Origin of the sequence: Massilia sp. CT11-137, from assembly GCF_047302885.1 — a bacterium.
In the GTDB taxonomy this organism is placed as follows: domain Bacteria; phylum Pseudomonadota; class Gammaproteobacteria; order Burkholderiales; family Burkholderiaceae_D; genus Telluria; species Telluria orientalis.
The window spans coordinates 1936082-1952375 of record NZ_JBKYMP010000001.1 but is presented as its reverse complement, the minus strand read 5'-3'; the positions used below and the strand labels follow the sequence as shown (position 1 = coordinate 1952375).

14 protein-coding genes are annotated in these 16294 nt (G+C 67.5%); 11 read left to right on the top strand and 3 right to left on the bottom strand.

The features are described 5' to 3' along the window. Nucleotides 1–94: 94 nt before the first annotated feature. Nucleotides 95–1231 carry a sensor histidine kinase gene (locus ACEN98_RS08765; protein WP_413383520.1) on the bottom strand — a complete coding sequence of 379 codons (1137 nt, stop codon included), beginning with the start codon at nt 1229–1231 and terminating at the stop codon, nt 95–97. Nucleotides 1232–1578: 347 nt separating this feature from the next. Between ACEN98_RS08765 and ACEN98_RS08760 the strand changes: the two genes are divergently transcribed. Continuing rightward, nucleotides 1579–1788, top strand: coding sequence for a cold-shock protein (locus ACEN98_RS08760; RefSeq protein ID WP_056136492.1), 210 nt, complete (start codon nt 1579–1581; stop codon nt 1786–1788). 96 nt (nt 1789–1884) lie between these two features. Here the strand turns inward: ACEN98_RS08760 and ACEN98_RS08755 are convergent, their stop codons facing one another. Beyond that, the gene (locus ACEN98_RS08755; RefSeq protein ID WP_413383518.1) at nt 1885–2808 is read right to left on the bottom strand and encodes a LysR family transcriptional regulator; all 924 of its coding nucleotides are present in this window, start codon (nt 2806–2808) and stop codon (nt 1885–1887) included. A gap of 90 nt (nt 2809–2898) precedes the next feature. Here ACEN98_RS08755 and ACEN98_RS08750 point away from each other — a divergent pair, with 90 nt between their 5' ends. The 8 genes from ACEN98_RS08750 (at nt 2899) to yghU (ending at nt 13403) form a co-directional block, all read left to right on the top strand. Beyond that, on the top strand, nt 2899–3666 hold the full coding sequence (locus tag ACEN98_RS08750; RefSeq protein WP_413383516.1) for an NAD(P)H-dependent oxidoreductase: 768 nt from the start codon (nt 2899–2901) through the stop codon (nt 3664–3666). 51 nt (nt 3667–3717) lie between these two features. Then, entirely contained in the window at nt 3718–5358 is a 1641-nt protein-coding gene (locus ACEN98_RS08745) for a DUF5597 domain-containing protein (protein WP_413383514.1), read from the top strand. Between the two features lie 112 nt (nt 5359–5470). Beyond that, a complete protein-coding gene (locus ACEN98_RS08740) occupies nt 5471–6724 on the top strand; it encodes a putative Na+/H+ antiporter (RefSeq protein WP_413383512.1) in 1254 nt (417 codons plus the stop codon). Nucleotides 6725–6772: 48 nt separating this feature from the next. Further along, nucleotides 6773–7210 (top strand): type VII toxin-antitoxin system HepT family RNase toxin, encoded by a 438-nt coding sequence (hepT, locus tag ACEN98_RS08735; RefSeq protein ID WP_413341960.1) that lies wholly within the window; start codon nt 6773–6775, stop codon nt 7208–7210. Nucleotides 7211–7258: 48 nt separating this feature from the next. Beyond that, the gene (locus ACEN98_RS08730; protein WP_413383510.1) at nt 7259–7831 is read left to right on the top strand and encodes a DUF2760 domain-containing protein; all 573 of its coding nucleotides are present in this window, start codon (nt 7259–7261) and stop codon (nt 7829–7831) included. Then, nucleotides 7828–9687 carry an Hsp70 family protein gene (locus ACEN98_RS08725; RefSeq protein ID WP_413383508.1) on the top strand — a complete coding sequence of 620 codons (1860 nt, stop codon included), beginning with the start codon at nt 7828–7830 and terminating at the stop codon, nt 9685–9687. The genes ACEN98_RS08730 and ACEN98_RS08725 overlap by 4 nt, the downstream gene beginning before the upstream one ends. Continuing rightward, nucleotides 9684–12464 (top strand): Hsp70 family protein, encoded by a 2781-nt coding sequence (locus ACEN98_RS08720; protein WP_413383506.1) that lies wholly within the window; start codon nt 9684–9686, stop codon nt 12462–12464. The genes ACEN98_RS08725 and ACEN98_RS08720 overlap by 4 nt, the downstream gene beginning before the upstream one ends. A gap of 81 nt (nt 12465–12545) precedes the next feature. Beyond that, entirely contained in the window at nt 12546–13403 is an 858-nt protein-coding gene (gene yghU, locus ACEN98_RS08715) for a glutathione-dependent disulfide-bond oxidoreductase (RefSeq protein ID WP_413383504.1), read from the top strand. A 12-nt stretch (nt 13404–13415) separates the two neighbouring features. Here yghU and ACEN98_RS08710 read toward each other — a convergent pair whose 3' ends face one another. Continuing rightward, nucleotides 13416–13790: a lysozyme inhibitor LprI family protein gene (locus ACEN98_RS08710; protein ID WP_413383502.1), complete on the bottom strand. Its 375-nt coding sequence runs from the start codon at nt 13788–13790 to the stop codon at nt 13416–13418. Nucleotides 13791–14086: 296 nt separating this feature from the next. Here ACEN98_RS08710 and ACEN98_RS08705 point away from each other — a divergent pair, with 296 nt between their 5' ends. Both ACEN98_RS08705 and ACEN98_RS08700 read left to right on the top strand, forming a co-directional pair. After that, on the top strand, nt 14087–14740 hold the full coding sequence (locus tag ACEN98_RS08705; protein WP_413383500.1) for a PRC-barrel domain-containing protein: 654 nt from the start codon (nt 14087–14089) through the stop codon (nt 14738–14740). Between the two features lie 265 nt (nt 14741–15005). Further along, nucleotides 15006–16226 (top strand): glycosyltransferase family 9 protein, encoded by a 1221-nt coding sequence (locus ACEN98_RS08700; RefSeq protein ID WP_413383498.1) that lies wholly within the window; start codon nt 15006–15008, stop codon nt 16224–16226. Nucleotides 16227–16294 lie beyond the last annotated feature (68 nt).

Sequence of the window (16294 nt, the reverse complement as noted above, 5' to 3'; positions counted from 1 at the left end):
AGAGAGCTAGACAGGACCGCCCCGAAGGGCATGGCAAGGAGGACAACAATCCGGGACGCGTGGACACACGATACAGCAATTATGCAAATGCCGCTCAGGCGTTGCTGGACGGGCCGTCGGCCAAGCGCCGATCCTGCGCGCGCCGCGGCAGCGTCACCGTGAAGGTCGTGCCATCCTCCGCATTCGACGCAACATGGATCTGCCCGCCATGGGCGTGCACGATTTCGCGCGCGATGAACAGGCCGATACCGAGGCTGGTGTGCTCGGCCTGGTCGCTGCCGATGCGGGCGGCGACGCGGACGAGGGGCTCGAACACGGTCGACACCTTGTCGGGCGGGATCGGCGGGCCCAGGTTATTGATGGCAAGGATGATATCGTCGTCGGTGGCGGTCAGGCCGACCCGGATCGGGGCATTCTTGTCGCCGTACTGGATGGCATTGCCGATGAGGTTGGACAGCATCTGTGCGATGCGGCCGTCGTCGAACACGGCATCCAGCAGCGGCGGCACGTCCAGTTCGATCCACCGCTCCGGATGGAAGGTGCGCAATTCATCGACCACCTGCCGGCACACCGACACCATGCTGCCCTGCCGGACGCGGATCGGCATGCCCGGCCCCAGATGGGTGCGGGTGAAGTCGATCAGGTCGTTGACCAGCTTGCTCATGCGTTTGGCGCTGCTGAACATCCGTGTCGCCACGAGGATGTACTTCGGCGGGATATCGGTTGCCTGCATGACGAAACTCGCCCCGCTGACCAGCGTGCCCAGCGGATTGCGCAGATCGTGGCCAAGGATCGCGAGGAACATGTTCTGCGATTGCTTGACCAGTTGCTCATACCGCGCCACCGACTCGGCCAGGGCCTGGTCGACCGCCTCGTTGAAGCGCACCATGTCATCCATGTCGGTGGCGCGACTCCCGGGCGCCGCGTCCCGCCACAACGCCAGCACGCTCGAGCGCAGGGCGCGGTACTCGGACACCAGTTGCACGACGGTATAGCCGGACAACAGGCGGGCCTGGGCATGCGCTTCGGCGGCCGTTTCCTGGCCGTCGTGCTTGCCCTGCCCCCTGGATTTGGCGATACGCTCCTGGTCGGACTGGTAGCAGCCGAGATCGTCCGCGAAGGTGAGCAGCATCAGGCGCGCGTGATCGCGTAGCTCTTCGTCATCCATCGTCAAGGCCGGCGGTTCGATCGTGCGCGCAAAATTCTCCCATTCCTGCAGGATCGCTTCCATATTGTCGCGTATGAAATCGGCAAGCCTATATTGCCTCGTTGTCATAAATAACCTTGTATTACCCGATTCCGCGACATTCGCATCGAAGGGGTAAATGATAATAACAGCGTTATTCCCCACCCAATGGATAATTCGACAAAACCTGCCTATCGAAAATAAATCCGAAATAATTAGGTGAATTCGGGAAAGTCCTGTATCTTTCTTCTGGCACTACATCAAGTCGTTGTTATTGTTGGTCTTTCTCTCCCGTTCGCCTCCCGGCGGTCCTGTTTGATTTCCTCCTTACTCTCTTGGTCGTACTGCATTCCGGGCGTCTTGCCCATAGCATCTTTAAGGATTGAAACAAAATGACGACTCAAACCGGCACCGTGAAATGGTTCAACGATTCCAAAGGCTTCGGCTTCATTACGCCTGACGCAGGCGGCGGCGACCTGTTCGCCCATTTCCAGGACATTCAATCGGAAGGTTTCAAGAGCCTTGCCGAAAACCAGCGCGTCTCGTTCGTGCGCTCGACCGGCCCCAAGGGCGAAAAAGCCGGAAATATCCGCGCTATTTAATCGGTCTGATTAATTGCCGAAATGCACCACGCAGATAGCGTGGGCGTTTCAACCGCAATAAAAGAAAACGGATTCATGTAATGTGAATCCGTTTTTTTATTTTGGATGTCCGAAACGCGGCGCCTCGCGCGCAAACGCCACCAGCTGCTCCCGCACCCAGCGCTGCGCTGCGTCGCCGTGGTTGCGGTTATGCCAGGCCATGCGGATGGCGAAGCCGGGAACCGGCAGCGGCGGTTCCCGCACGCGCAGGCGATTGGGACGCCCTTCCACCATGCGGGCCGGCACGAGGGCGACGAGGTCGGAACGTTCGACCAGGTCCGGCACCGAGTGGAACGTCGACGCCGACACGACGACGCGGCGCCGCAGGCCCTGCGCATCGAGCACCTCGTCGACCGGCGTGGTAAAGCTGCCGCCGCGCGGCGAGACCATCACGTGTTCCAGTTCGCAGAACCGCGCCGTATCCAGCGGCCGGCGCAGCGCCGGGTGGCCGCGCCGCGCGATGAAGACGTAGCGCTCCTCGAACAGCGGACGCGAACGGAGAGACTCCGCGATGCCTTCCGGCGTCAGCACCGCGAGGTCGACGTCGCCCTTTTCCATCTGCGCTTCCAGGCGCGCGGAATCGGCCGGACGCAGGGCGATGCGCAGGCCCGGCGCCGCGCGGCGCAGCGCGAGCGTGAAGTCGAGCAGCAGCGCCGCTTGCACGTAGTCCGAACACGCCACGTGGAGCGTGAACTCGTCGCGCGCGGGGTCGAAGGCGCGGGCCGACGTCACCACGTCGCGCAGCTGCGCGAGGGCCGCCGCCAGCGGCGCCTGCAGGCCCAGGGCCAGCGGCGTGGGCGTCATGCCGCGGTGGCTCGGCACGAACAACGGGTCGCCCAGCATCTCGCGCAGGCGCGCCAGCTGGGCGCTCAGCGCGGGCTGGCTCAGGTTCAGGCGCTGCGCGGCGCGGCTCACGCTGCGCTCGGCCAGCAGCGCGTCCAGGGTCACGAGCAGGTTGAAATCGATGCGCTTGATATCCATTTTTTGGATACTACCCCAAAAGCCGGCTGGCATTCCCGGCCGTGACGATCGGCGCCAGAATGGCCTTCATCACATTCACGGAGCACGACGATGAAGACTGTTTTACTGGTACACGCCCACCCCGACCCGCATTCCCTCACGGCGCAGATGGTCCAGGCCGCGCGCGCCGGACTGCGCGCCCAGGGCCATGAAGTGATCCAGTCCGACCTGTACGCCATGGGCTGGAAAGCCGTCTACGACGAACACGATTTCCCCGACCGGCAGGATCGCGAGCGCCTGTCGTTCGTGGACGAATCCGGCCACGCGTTCAGCACCGGCACGCAGCCGGACGACGTGCGCGCCGAGCAGGCCAAGCTGATGGCGGCGGATGCCGTCGTCTTCCAGTTCCCGCTGTGGTGGTTCGGCATGCCGGCCATCATGAAGGGCTGGATCGAGCGCGTGTGGGCATACGGCCTCGCCTACGGCTACCAGGGTGCCGGCAACCGCTACCGCTACGGCGAAGGCGGCCTCGCGGGCAAACGCGCGCTGCTGTCCGTGACGATGGGCGGACCGGCCGAGGACTACGGCCCGCGCGGCATCAACGGCCAGCTCGACGAATTGCTGTTCCCGATCACGCACGGCACGCTGTTCTTCCCCGGCATGGACGTGCTGCCCACGTATGCCGTGTACGGCACCGGCCGCATCGATGCCGAGGGTGTCGAACGCGCGCAGGCCGGCCTGGCGGCGCGCATGCGCACCCTGTTCACGGATGCGCCGATTCCCTACCGGCCGCAGAACGGCGGCGACTACCCGGACCGGCACGTGCTGGCGGACGACGTCGCGCCCGGCGTCACCGGATTGCGCGCGCATCTGCGCTGAGACGGCCCCTGTCGTGGGACAATGTTCAAAATCACCACGACAGGAGACCGAATGAAAAAGACGCTGGCCGGCTTGCTGCTGTCCGCCCTGGCCTGGTCGGCCCAGGGCCGCGACATCGTCCTCGACGCGCCGTTGCCGCGGATCGTGCACAAGGACGGGCGCCATGCGCTGCTGGTGGACGGCAAGCCGTTCTTCATGCTGGGCGCGCAGGTGAACAATTCCAGTGCCTGGCCCGCGCAGATGCCGCTCGTCTGGCCGGCCATCGACAAGCTGGGCGCCAATACGCTGGAAGTGCCCATCGCGTGGGAACAGATCGAGACCGCACCGGGCACCTTCGACTTCGGCTACCTCGACCTGCTGCTCGCGCAGGCGCGCACCCACGACGTGCGCCTCGTGCTGCTGTGGTTCGGCGCGTGGAAGAACAATGGGCCGAGCTATACGCCGGCGTGGATCAAGCTGGACAACGCCCGCTATCCGCGCGTCGTCGATGCGAAAGGAGAGCTGCGCGATTCGCTGTCGCCGATCTTCCCGGCCACGCTGGACGCCGACCGCAACGCCTTCGTCGCGCTGATGCGCCATATCCGCGCGAAGGATCCACAGCGCACAGTGATCATGGTCCAGATCGAGAACGAGACGGGCACCTACGGCAGCGCGCGCGACCACTCGCCGGAAGCGAACAAGCTGTTCGCGGGCCCGGTGCCCGCGCCGCTCCTGACGGCGCGCGGCCGCACGGGCGGCACGTGGACGGAGGTCTTCGGCAAGGAAGCCGACGAAGCGTTCCACGCCTGGTACATCGCGCGCTTCGCCGACGCCGTGGCCGCCGCCGGCAAGGCGGAACTGGACCTGCCGATGTACGTCAACGTGGCGCTGCGCGATCCGTTCAAGCAGCAGGAGCCGACGTCGTACTCGGCCGGCGGCCCCACCGACAACGTGATCGACGTGTGGAAGGCCGGCGCGCCGCACATCGACGTGATCGGCCCGGACATCTATTTTCCGGAAACCCCGAAATATCACGCCGTGCTGGAACTGTACGACCGCCCGGACAATCCGCTGTTCGTCCCCGAGACGGGCCACACCTTCGCCTACGCGCGCTACCTGTTCGACGTGATGGGCCGGCGCGGCATCGGCTTCTCGCCGTTCGGCGTCGATTTCACGAAGGAGGCCAACGACCCGGCCGCGATTCCAAAAAGCGCGTGGGACATGCTGGAGCCGTTCGCCAGCAACTACCGCCTCGTCGCGCCCATCCTGCGCATCTGGGCGCGGCTGGCGTTCGAAGGCCAGGTCTGGGGCGCGGGCGAACCGGACGACCGCAAGCCCGTCGACCTGGACCTCGGCAACTGGAAGGCGCGCGTCCACTACGACAAGGGCACGTTCGGCGCGTCGGACTGGACGTGGATGAAGCCGCGTCCCGCGAATCCGCTGGGGCCCGAAGGCGGCGTGCTGGTCGCGGCGCTGGGCCCGGACGAATACCTCGTCACGGGCCGCATGGCGCGCATCGATTTCACGGCGCCGGAGGGCAGCGGCAAGCGCGCCATGCTCGCGCGCGTGGAGGAAGGCCGCTACGACGACGCGGGCAACTGGGTGCTGCATCACGTATGGAACGGCGACCAGACCGATTACGGGTTAAATTTCACCACGGTGCCGCGCGTACTGCGGGTGAAATTGGGAAGTTACCCGAGTCGCCAGCATTAACCGTCGCCCTTGCGAAGGCAGGGGCCCAATTCGCACGCGCCGACGCGATGCATGCAGAACTTGGGTCCCCGCCTTCGCGGGGACGACGTAGTTATTTATAAGGATCTCATCAATGACCACGACCATGCACAAGATCGCCCTGATCCTGTTCGTGCTCGCCCTGCTGCACACGTTCGCCACCCGTCTCTTCGAAGGCCTGGCGCACCGCCATCCGCGCCACGCCGGGCTGTTCCACCTGCTGGGCGAGGTGGAGGTCGTCTTCGGCTTCTGGGCCTTCGTGCTGATGCTCGCGCTGGCCTTCGTCGACGGCAGCGCCGCCGCCATCGACTACGCCGAATCGCGCCATTACACGGAGCCGCTGTTCGTGTTCGTCGTGATGGTGGTGGCCGCGTCGCGACCCGTGCTGGAGGCGGCGCGCGCGCTCGTGCGCCTGCTCGCGCGGCTGCTGCCGCTGCGCACGGAAGTCGCGCAGACGTGGCTCGGCCTCGCGCTCGTGCCGCTGGTCGGCTCCCTGATCACGGAACCGGCCGCGATGACGATCGCCGCGCTGATGCTGGCCCCGTCCGTGTTCCGCCCCGGCATGCCGGAATGGTTGAAATACGGGGCGCTGGGCGTCCTGTTCGTCAACGTGTCGATCGGCGGCACGCTGACGTCGTATGCCGCGCCGCCCGTGCTGATGGTGGCCGGCGCGTGGGGCTGGGACAGCGTCCACATGCTGGCGCACTTCGGCTGGCGCGCCGTCATCGCCGTCGTGGCCAATGCCAGCGTCGTGACGTATCTGCTGCGCCCGCACCTGCGCCCGTTCGACATCTCGATCGAGGGCGAGGCGCCCGTGCGCATGCCGGTTCTTGTCACGCTCACCCACCTGGGCGTGCTGACGGCGATTGTCCTGTTGGCCCACCATCCCGTGCTGTTCACCGGCATTTTTTTACTATTCCTCGGCATCACCCAGGCCTACCCGCGCTACCAGAACCCGCTGATCCTGAAGGAAGGCCTGCTGGTCGGCTTCTTCCTCGCCGGCCTCGTCGTGCTGGGCGGGATGCAGCAATGGTGGCTGCAGCCCATCGTCGCGAAACTCCAACCCACTGCCCTGTTCTTCGGCGCGCTGGGCCTCACCGCGATCACGGACAACGCCGCGCTGACCTACCTCGGCTCGCTGATCGCCGGGCTGTCCGAGCGCGCGCAATACATGCTGGTGGCGGGCGCGGTGGCGGGCGGCGGCCTGACCGTCATCGCCAATGCGCCGAATCCGGCCGGCGTCGCCCTGCTGCGGCGCGGCTTCAACGACGAGTCGATCGGGGCCGTGGGCCTGCTCCTGGGCGCGCTTGCGCCCACTTGTGCGGCGGCTGTGTTGTTCTTGTTGTAACGTATTAGCTGGAACGGGACCCTCCACGTCCCGCAGCGAGGGAACAACATGGATCACGACCTGCTGGTCAGCAAGACGGGCACCATCGAGCGCTGCTGCAAGCGTGCCCGCGACGAATACGAAAAGGACCCGACCACCTTCGTCGGCGACATCACGCGCCAGGACGCGGCGACCCTGAACGTGATCCGCGCCTGGGAAGCGGCCGTCGAGATGGGCGATTACGTGCTGGCCGACCGCGGCCTGGGCCCGGCGCACGACGAGCGCGACGTCATCACCCTGCTGGCCGACAACGGCTGGATCGAGCCGGCACTGGCCGAGGACCTCAAGCGCACGGGCGAATTCTGCCGCGCCGAATGGGACCACCAGGCCGCGCCGCTGCCCGCGCTGGTGACCATCATCAAGCGGGGACTGGACGATTTCGACGTGTATGCACGTGCGCTGCTCGCGGGTGCGGCGGGCGGCGAACCCGAACCAGATGCTGTCTAACTGGTATCATGCGCCCTTTCTGAACCACGCACCAGACACCACAAGAACATGAGCCAACCGACCAACCTGCCATCCTTCTGGAGCCGGCTGTCCCTTGCCTTCGGCGCCTTCTTCAAGACCCTGGGCGACGCCGAGTTCGCCGCGCGCGTGCGCGACGACCAGGTCGGCCCGATCGCCGCACCTGCTCCCGCACCGGCGCCTGCACCGAAGCCCGCGCCGGCGCCCGCCCCGTTACGCATCGCCACGCCGGACGCGGCCCTGCAATTGCTGGGCCTCCTGCAGCGCGAAGCCCGCCTGATCGACTTCGCCAACGAAAACATCACGGTCTATGCGGACGCCGACATCGGCGCCGCCGCCCGTCTCGTGCACGAAGGCTGCGCGCGCGTGCTGCGCGAGCACTTCACCATCGAACCCGTGCGCGGCGAGCTGGAAGGCACGCGCATCACGCTGCCGGAAGGCTTCGACGCCGCCAGCGTGCGCCTGACCGGCAACGTCGTCGGCAAGGCGCCGTTCACCGGCACCCTGTCGCACCGCGGCTGGCGCGCCCGCGACGTGCGCCTGCCGCAGCTGGCGGATAAACACGACGCCAGCGTCATCGCCCCGGCGGAGGTGGAACTGTGAGCGACATCCAGACCAACGACGCCCGCTACGCGATCGGCATCGACCTCGGCACGACGCACAACGCGCTGTCGTACGTCGACCTGCAGGCCAGCGACGGCGAGAAGGCCGACCAGGGCGTGCTGGGCATCCCGCAACTGAGCGCGCCCGGCACCGTCGAGGCGCTGCCGCTGCTGCCGTCGTTCCTGTACCTGCCGCACCCGGACGAACTGGCGCCGGGCGAACTGGCGCTGCCGTGGACGAACGGCCAGGCCGCGCCCGTCGTGGGTGAAATGGCACGCAGCCGCGGCGCCGGCACGCCGATCCGCCTCGTGTCGTCGGCCAAGAGCTGGCTGAGCCACCCTAGCGTCGACCGCCGCGCCGCCATCCTGCCGACCGACGCGCCGGAAGAAGTCGAACGCGTGTCGCCGCTGGCCGCATCGACCCGCTACCTCGAGCACCTGAAAGCCGCGTGGAACGCGACGCATCCGGACGCGCCGTTCGAACAGCAGGCCGTCACCGTGACGATCCCGGCGTCGTTCGACCCGGCCGCGCGCGAGCTGACGGCGGAGGCCGCGCGCAACGCCGGCTACGGCAACCCGACCTTGCTGGAAGAACCGCAGGCCGCGCTGTACAGCTGGATCGAAGGCAGCGGCGGCGGCTGGCGCAAGCAAGTGAAAGCCGGCGACATCGTGCTGGTCGTCGACGTGGGCGGCGGTACGAGCGACTTCTCGCTGATCGCCATCCTCGAACGCGACGGCAACCTGGAACCGCACCGCGTCGCCGTCGGCGACCACATCCTGCTGGGCGGCGACAACATGGACCTCGCGCTGGCCCACCTCGTCGCACGCAAGCTGCAGGCGAACGGCACGCAGCTGGACGCCTGGCAGATGCGCGCCCTCACCTACGCCTGCCGCGGCGCCAAGGAACACCTGCTGGCGGACGCCAACGCGACCACGTGGCCGATCGTCGTGCCGAGCCGCGGCTCGAAGCTGATCGGCGGTTCGATCCGCACGGAGCTGACGCGCGACGAAGTCACCACGTTCATCACGGACGGCTTCTTCCCGCGCGTGGAAGCGTCCGCACGTCCCGCGACGCGCACGCGCGCCGGCCTCACGCAAGTGGGCCTGCCGTATGCGCAGGACGCCGCCATCACGCGCCACCTCGCCGCCTTCCTCGGCCGCCAGGCCGGCGCGACGGCGGAGCTGGAAGGCTTCAACGGCAAGGTGAATGCCGAGCACACCTTCCTGCACCCGAGCGCCGTGCTGTTCAACGGCGGCGTGTTCAAGTCGGACATCCTCGCCAGGCGCGTGATGGACACCATCAACGACTGGCTGTACATGGAAGGCGCCGAACCGGCCCGCATGCTGGAAGGCGCGGACCTGGATCTCGCCGTCGCGCGCGGCGCCGCCTACTACGGCTATGCGCGCCGTGGCGGCGGCGTGCGCATCCGCGGCGGCACGGCCCGGTCGTACTACGTCGGCGTCGAGTCCTCGATGCCCGCGATCCCCGGCTTCGAACCGCCGCTGGAAGCGCTGTGCGTGGCGCCGTTCGGCATGGAAGAAGGCAGCGAGCTGGAATTGCCGGGCCAGGAATTCGGCCTCGTCGTGGGCGAGCCCGTGCACTTCCGCTTCTTCGGCTCCACCGTGCGCCGGCAAGACCATATCGGCACCGTGCTGGAGTCCTGGAGCCCGGACGAGCTGCAGGAATTGAACGAGATCCAGGCGACGCTGCCGGCGGAAGGCCGCACGCCGGGCGACGTCGTGCAGGTGAAGCTGCATGCCGTGGCGACGGAAGCGGGCACGCTGGAACTGGTGGCCGTGGCCCGTGAAGGCCAGCGCTGGAAGGTCGAGTTCGACGTCCGCAGCAGCGAGCAGTGACCCGCACCAAACCAGCCCTCGTCGGCATCGACCTCGGCACCACCAACACGGTGCTGGCGTATGCCGACGCGGGGTCCGGCCAGGTCGCCACGTTCGATATTCCGCAGCTGGTGGCACCCGGCGAAGTGGGCACGGCGCCGCTGCTGCCGTCGAGCCGCTACCACCCGCTCGAGGGCGAACTCGCGGCGGATGCGCTGCAACTGCCCTGGCAACAGCCGGACGTGGGCGGCGTGGCGCGCGTCGCCATCGGCCGCCTCGCGCGGAGTCTTGGCGCGGCGTCGCCGGGCCGGCTCGTGGCCTCCGCGAAAAGCTGGCTGTCGCATCCGGGCGTGGACCGCACGGCGCCCATCCTGCCGTGGGGCGCGCCGGACGACGTGCCGAAAGTCTCGCCGCTGGCCGCGAGCGCCAGCTATCTCGCCCATCTGCGCGCGGCGTGGAATACGCAGCACCCCACCCAGCCGCTGGAGCGGCAGCAGATCGTCCTCACGATCCCCGCCTCGTTCGACGAAGGCGCGCGCGCCCTCACGCTGGAAGCGGCGCGCCTCGCCGGCCTGCCCGACGTGCGCCTGCTGGAAGAACCGCAGGCCGCGCTGTACGACTGGCTGCAGCGCCACCGCACCACCTTGGGCCCCGACCTCGCGGACGCGAAGCTGGTACTCGTGGCCGACGTGGGCGGCGGCACCACCGACTTCACGCTGGTGAAGGTCGAGCTGAAGGATGGAGAACCGGCACTGTCGCGCATCGGCGTGGGCAACCACCTGATCCTCGGCGGCGACAACATGGACCTCGCGCTCGCCCACCTGGCCGAATCGCGCCTGGGCGAAAGCCAGCGCCTGTCGGCCGGCCGCCTCGCGCAACTGACGGAACGCTGCCGCGCCGCGAAGGAACAGTTGCTGGCGCCGGACGCGCCGGATGAAGTGACCGTCACCTTGCTCGGCAGCGGCTCGCGCCTCATCGGCGCCAGCCGCTCCGCGACGATCGCCAAGGCGGACGTCGACCGCATCGTGCTGGACGGTTTTTTCCCTTTAAACGACACGCGGGAAGGTCCGCAGCGCGCCCGCGCCGGCATCGTCGAATTCGGCCTGCCGTATGCGAGCGACCCGGCCATCACGCGCCATCTGGCGGGCTTCCTGCGCCAGCACGCGCAGGCGGCGCGCGAGGCGCTGGGCATCCCCGATGACGATCGCCTGCCCGTGCCGGATACCCTGCTGCTGAACGGCGGCGTGTTCCGCGGAGAAGCGCTGGCGCAGCGGCTCGCCGACGTGCTGTCCGCGTGGCGCGGGGACGCCGTGCGCGTGCTGCACAATGCCGATCCGGACGTCGCCGTCGCGCGCGGCGCCGTCGCGTATTCGCTCGCGCGGGCCGGGCTCGCGCCCGCCATCGAGAGCGGCTCGGCGCGCAGTTATTACCTGATCCTTGAGGAAGGCGAACGTCTGCGCGCCGTCTGCGTGCTGCCGCGCGGCGCCCGCGCCGGCGCCGAGATCACGCTGGCCGAACGCAGCTTCGCCCTGCGCGTGGGCCGGCCCGTGCGCTTCCACCTCGTCTCCGCCATCGCCGCTACGGCCGCGGCGGGCGATCTCGTCGACCTCGATCCCGCCGACGTCGTGCGGCTGCCGGCCATCGCCACCGTGCTGCGCGCGCAGGATGCGAAGACGGCGTCCATTCCCGTGCAACTGGCGGCCGCGCTGTCCGAGCTCGGCACGCTGGAGATGTTCTGCGTAGCCGAGGATGGCAGCGGCCAGCGCTGGCGCCTGGAGTTTCAATTGCGCGGCGAAGAGGAAGCGCCAGAGGTCGCGCATCCGCAACTCGACGAGGCCATCAAGCGCATCGACCGCATCTTCGGCGCGCGCAACCAGCAGGTGGAGGTGCGCGAAGTGCGCCAGTTGCGCGGCGCGCTGGAACACGTGCTGGGCGGCCGCGAACGGTGGGAGACCCCGCTGCTGCGCCGCCTGTTCGACGCCCTGATGGAACGCGCGAAAGGCCGGCGCCGCTCGGCCGAGCACGAACGCGTGTGGCTGAACCTGGCCGGCTGGTGCCTGCGGCCCGGCTTCGGCGATCCGCTCGACGACTGGAGAATCCAGCAGTTGTGGGCCCTGTTCCCGGCCGGCGCCCAGTACGTCAAGGACAGCCAGGTCCGCGCCGAATGGTGGACCCTGTGGCGGCGCGTCGCCGGCGGACTCTCCACGGAAGCGCAGCTGCGCCTGCTCGACGACTTCGCGTTCAACCTGCAGGCCGATCCGGGCGACCGCGCCAGGCGTCCCGCCACGCTCGTCGACGGCAGCGAGGACGACATGCTGCGCCTGGGCGCGTCGCTGGAACGGATCCCGGCCGCGTACAAGGCCGAGATCGGGGACTGGATGGTCGGCCGCATCATGGGCATCCCCGTCACGCCCAAGCCCGATGCGAAGGCGGCGGCCACATACGCGCGCTATTTGTGGGCGCTCGCGCGCGTGGGCGCCCGCACGCCGCTGCACGGCAGCGCGCACGAAGTGGCGCCGCCCGAGGCCGCCGAACGCTGGCTGACGGAGCTCATGCTGCTCGACTGGAAACGGATCGAGCCGGCCGGCTTCGCCGCCGCCCACCTCGCGCGCAAGACGGGCGACCGCACGCGCGACATCGGCGAGGACTTGCGCGCCCAGGTGCTGCAACGGCTCGCGTCCGCGGGGGCGCCGGCCAGCTGGTCCGCGCAGGTGCGCGAGGTCGTCGAACTGGACCAGGAAAGCAGCACGCGCATGTTCGGCGATGCGCTGCCGCCGGGGTTGAAACTGCTGCGCTGAGACGGCGCGCCCGCTTCCAGCACGAAGCCGGCTTTTCGGGCATCATCGCCTCTCCTACCGAGTCCCAGAAGGAGAAGTGCAATGTCCGACCCCACGAACCCGTTCACGTCCACCTACGTCCCGCCCCGGGTCTGGTCCCCGGCGACGCCCTCGGGCGGTGCCTTCGCCAGCATCAACCGTCCCGTGGCGGGCAAGACCCACGAGCTGGAACTGCCGGTGGGCAAGCATCCGCTGCAACTGTATTCGCTGGGCACGCCGAACGGGCAAAAGGTCACGATCATGCTCGAGGAGCTGCTGGCCGCGGGCCACGCCGGTGCGGAATACGACGCCTGGCTCATCCGCATCAACGAAGGCGCCCAGTTCGGCAGCGGCTTCGTCGAGATCAACCCGAATTCCAAGATCCCGGCGCTCGTCGACCGCAGCGGACCGGAGCCCGTGCGCGTGTTCGAGTCCGGGGCTATCCTCGTCTACCTGGCGGAAAAATTCGGCGCCTTCCTGCCGAAGGACATCCCGGCCCGCACCGAGACCTTCAACTGGCTGATGTGGCAGATGGGCTCGGCGCCGTTCGTCGGCGGCGGCTTCGGCCATTTCTATGCGTACGCCCCGGAAAAGCTGGAATACCCGATCAACCGCTATGCGATGGAAACGAAGCGCCAGCTGGACGTGCTCGACCGCCTGCTGGCCGGGCGCCGCTTCGTCGCGGGCGACGAATACACGATCGCCGACATGGCGATCTGGCCGTGGTACGGCGGCCTCGTGCTGGGCGAGCTGTACGATGCCGGCGAATTCCTTGCCGTGCACCAGTACCAGCAGGTGCGCCGCTGGGCGGACGAGGTCGGCGCGCGGCCGCCCGTGATCCGCGGGCGCAAGGTCAACCGCGTGCGCGGCAAGCCCGAAGAACAGGTGCTGGAGCGCCACGACGCTTCCGACCTGGACTGACGGCCGGCGCGCTTACAGCTTGCTGTTCTGACAGCCCGCGCTCACGCACTCGCGCAGCCGGTCCTGCAGGAACTGGGCGCGGCGGACGGTCGTGCCGGTCGCGCACTCGAGGTTCACGTAGAACGCGCTGCCCTCGTGGCGCGAGCAGTTGTCGTTGCGTTCAGCTATCCATTGCAGCTGGCCCGTTTTGAGACGCTTCCTGCCGTCCGCATCGAGCTTGCCGGCCAGCTTGCCGTACGTGCTGTTGAGCTCATTGTCCGCTTCCTGGTACACCTTGTTCAGGCAATACAGGCCGTCGAAATCCTTCTTCGGCTTGTCGCACGCCGAATTCGCCTGCGCGGCGCCCGCCGCGCACATCAGTACCGCCAACATCCAACGTTTCATCATGCCTCCTTCGTGTTCGGAACATTGATCATGAACAAGTCCAGCATGATAGTCGAGCAGGCGGCACCTAATTCTCACCAAGCATTACGCAGCGCTACTTTTCGGCCTGTGCCAGATGTCTTTTTCCTGGCATCTAGCGGGCGCGCGGCAATGCGGATCGGGACTAGGATCGGGACGTCGGCGCGTACCGCGTTGGCGCACGATTGAGTGGACGCAAACGCGTACGGGGAGGCCCATCTACCCTTGATGGGTACCGCACACCGACAGCCCTGCAATCATCGACATCGGGAGGAAGAAAGATGAGTTACGCAGATCGCGACAAATATGGCATGTACAAGGCCACTGGACGACATGCCGGCCCAGGCCCCGCGCTGATGGGCGCCGACACCCTGATCGGCGACAGCGTCGTCAACGCCGCCGACCAGGACCTGGGCGACATCAAGGAAATCATGCTCGACATGCAGACCGGCCAGGTCGCCTACGCCGTGCTGTCCTTCGGCGGCTTCCTGGGCATGGGCGACAAGCTGTTCGCCGTGCCCTGGCAGGCCCTGCACCTGGACACCGTCAACAAGCGCTTCGTGCTCGATATCGAGAAGGAACGCCTGCAGAACGCCCCCGGCTTCGACAAGGATGCCTGGCCCGACATGGCTGACGCGCAATGGGCCCAGCACATCCACAGCTTCTACGGCACCGACCCGATGCGTTCCGGCGCGCCCAGCATGGGACCGAACGTGGCGATGCGCGGCATGGTCGGCGGCGGCGCTGGCGCCAGCACGGGCGCGGGTGCCGGCATGGGCTCGATGGGCGCCGGGCACGCTGGCTCGTCCGATATGGGCGCGGGCGCGGGCAGTGCCATGCCCGGCGGCGGCGCCGGCGGGAGCCTCGATCCACGGCCCGGCACCGCCGGCGGCGACACGGACCTGAGCAAGATCCGCGGCAGCAACCTGGGCTGACGCTGGACCACGCGCCATCGGCCCGCCAACGGCCGGTGGTGCGGCCGGCGACACATGTCGTTACAACTTGTAACCTCAACAGTGCATCGTTTTGCCATGCAATCTGGCAGACTGGCGGGACGCAATATTTACTAATCAGCCATTTCCCATTACCCCGGCATGCAACACGGACGTCATCCTGGTCTGGTAATTCTTAATACAAGCTTTACCGAACTTTACAGCACCGACTGTTTTACCCCGGCCATTCGCCCTCTACAATTTTGCTATGAAGATCTCGAGTGAACAGACGCTGAAACTGGACAGCTGGGGTGGCCACGCACAGCCGGGCGCATTCGACACGGACTGGCTGGCCGACTCGGCCGCCCGCACGGCATTGGTCGACCGCGCGCTGCTCGCGCGTGCCGACAGGATCCTGTTCATCGCCCACTTGGCGCTGGGCGATTTCACTTACCTGCAAAGCTGCTTCAGCGCCTTCGCGCGCGCCTTCCCGCACCTGAAGATCGACCTGTGGGTCGACGAGCGCCGCCGCACGCGCCGGGCCGCGGACTGGCCGCACCTGAAGAAATACGCGCTGTACGACTGGCTGGCCGAGTGCCCCTGCTTCGACAAGGTCTACAACGAAACCTACAGCCCGGCGCTGTACAAGGCCTCGCTGCAGGAAGCAAAGCAGCAGGATTACCCGATCGTCGTGTCGCTCGCCGTGCTGGACCGGCACAAGTACGCGGGCCTGGCCCGCAAGATCAGCCCGCACGGCTTCGTCGTGGGCCAGAAGAAGCGCGTGCGGCCCTACGACCTGCCGAAGCACCTCGCCTACCGCAAGCTGGACGCCTTCATTTCCGCGTACAGCACGGCATCGCATCCGGACCAGCACATCAGTGACATCTACGCCGACTGGTTCACGCAGCTGTTCGGCATCACGATCCCGCCGGCCGCACGCTATCCCGTGCTGTCCATCCCCGACCGCTGGATGGACTACGCGCGCGGCCAGTTCGCCGCCTGGGGATTCGGCGGCACCGGCGTGACGGCGCCCAAGGTCGTGTTCCTGAATGCGTACTCGAAATCGGTCGAGCGCTCGTGGCCGCTGGAGCGGGTCATCGAACTGATCCGCACGATGCAGCGCGACGCCGCGTGGCACGACGCCGGCTTCATCGTCAACGTCGTCCCGGAAGACCTGGCGCGCGCCCGTGCCCTGTTCGCCCGCCACGACCTCGCGCGCACCCATCTGTTCAGTGCCGAAGACAATTTCTTCCAGCTGCCGGCCATCCTCAGCCTGTGCAAGCTGATCGTCTCCGTCGAGACGGCCGTCATGCATCTGGCGAATGCGGTGCACGTCCCCGTGATCGCGCTGATGCGTCAAAAAAATCCGGAATGGGCCCCCATCGACAAGCACAACAGCACCGTGATTACGGTCGCGCGGCGTGACGACTGGGTCGACAAGATCGGCGTGGACGAAGTGATGGCCGCGCTGGCCTGGCAGACGCTGTAAGCCGCTTCAGGAGATGATGGGCGCGGCCAGCGCCTCCGCGGTGCCTTGGCCGCGATGCGCTGCAGTGT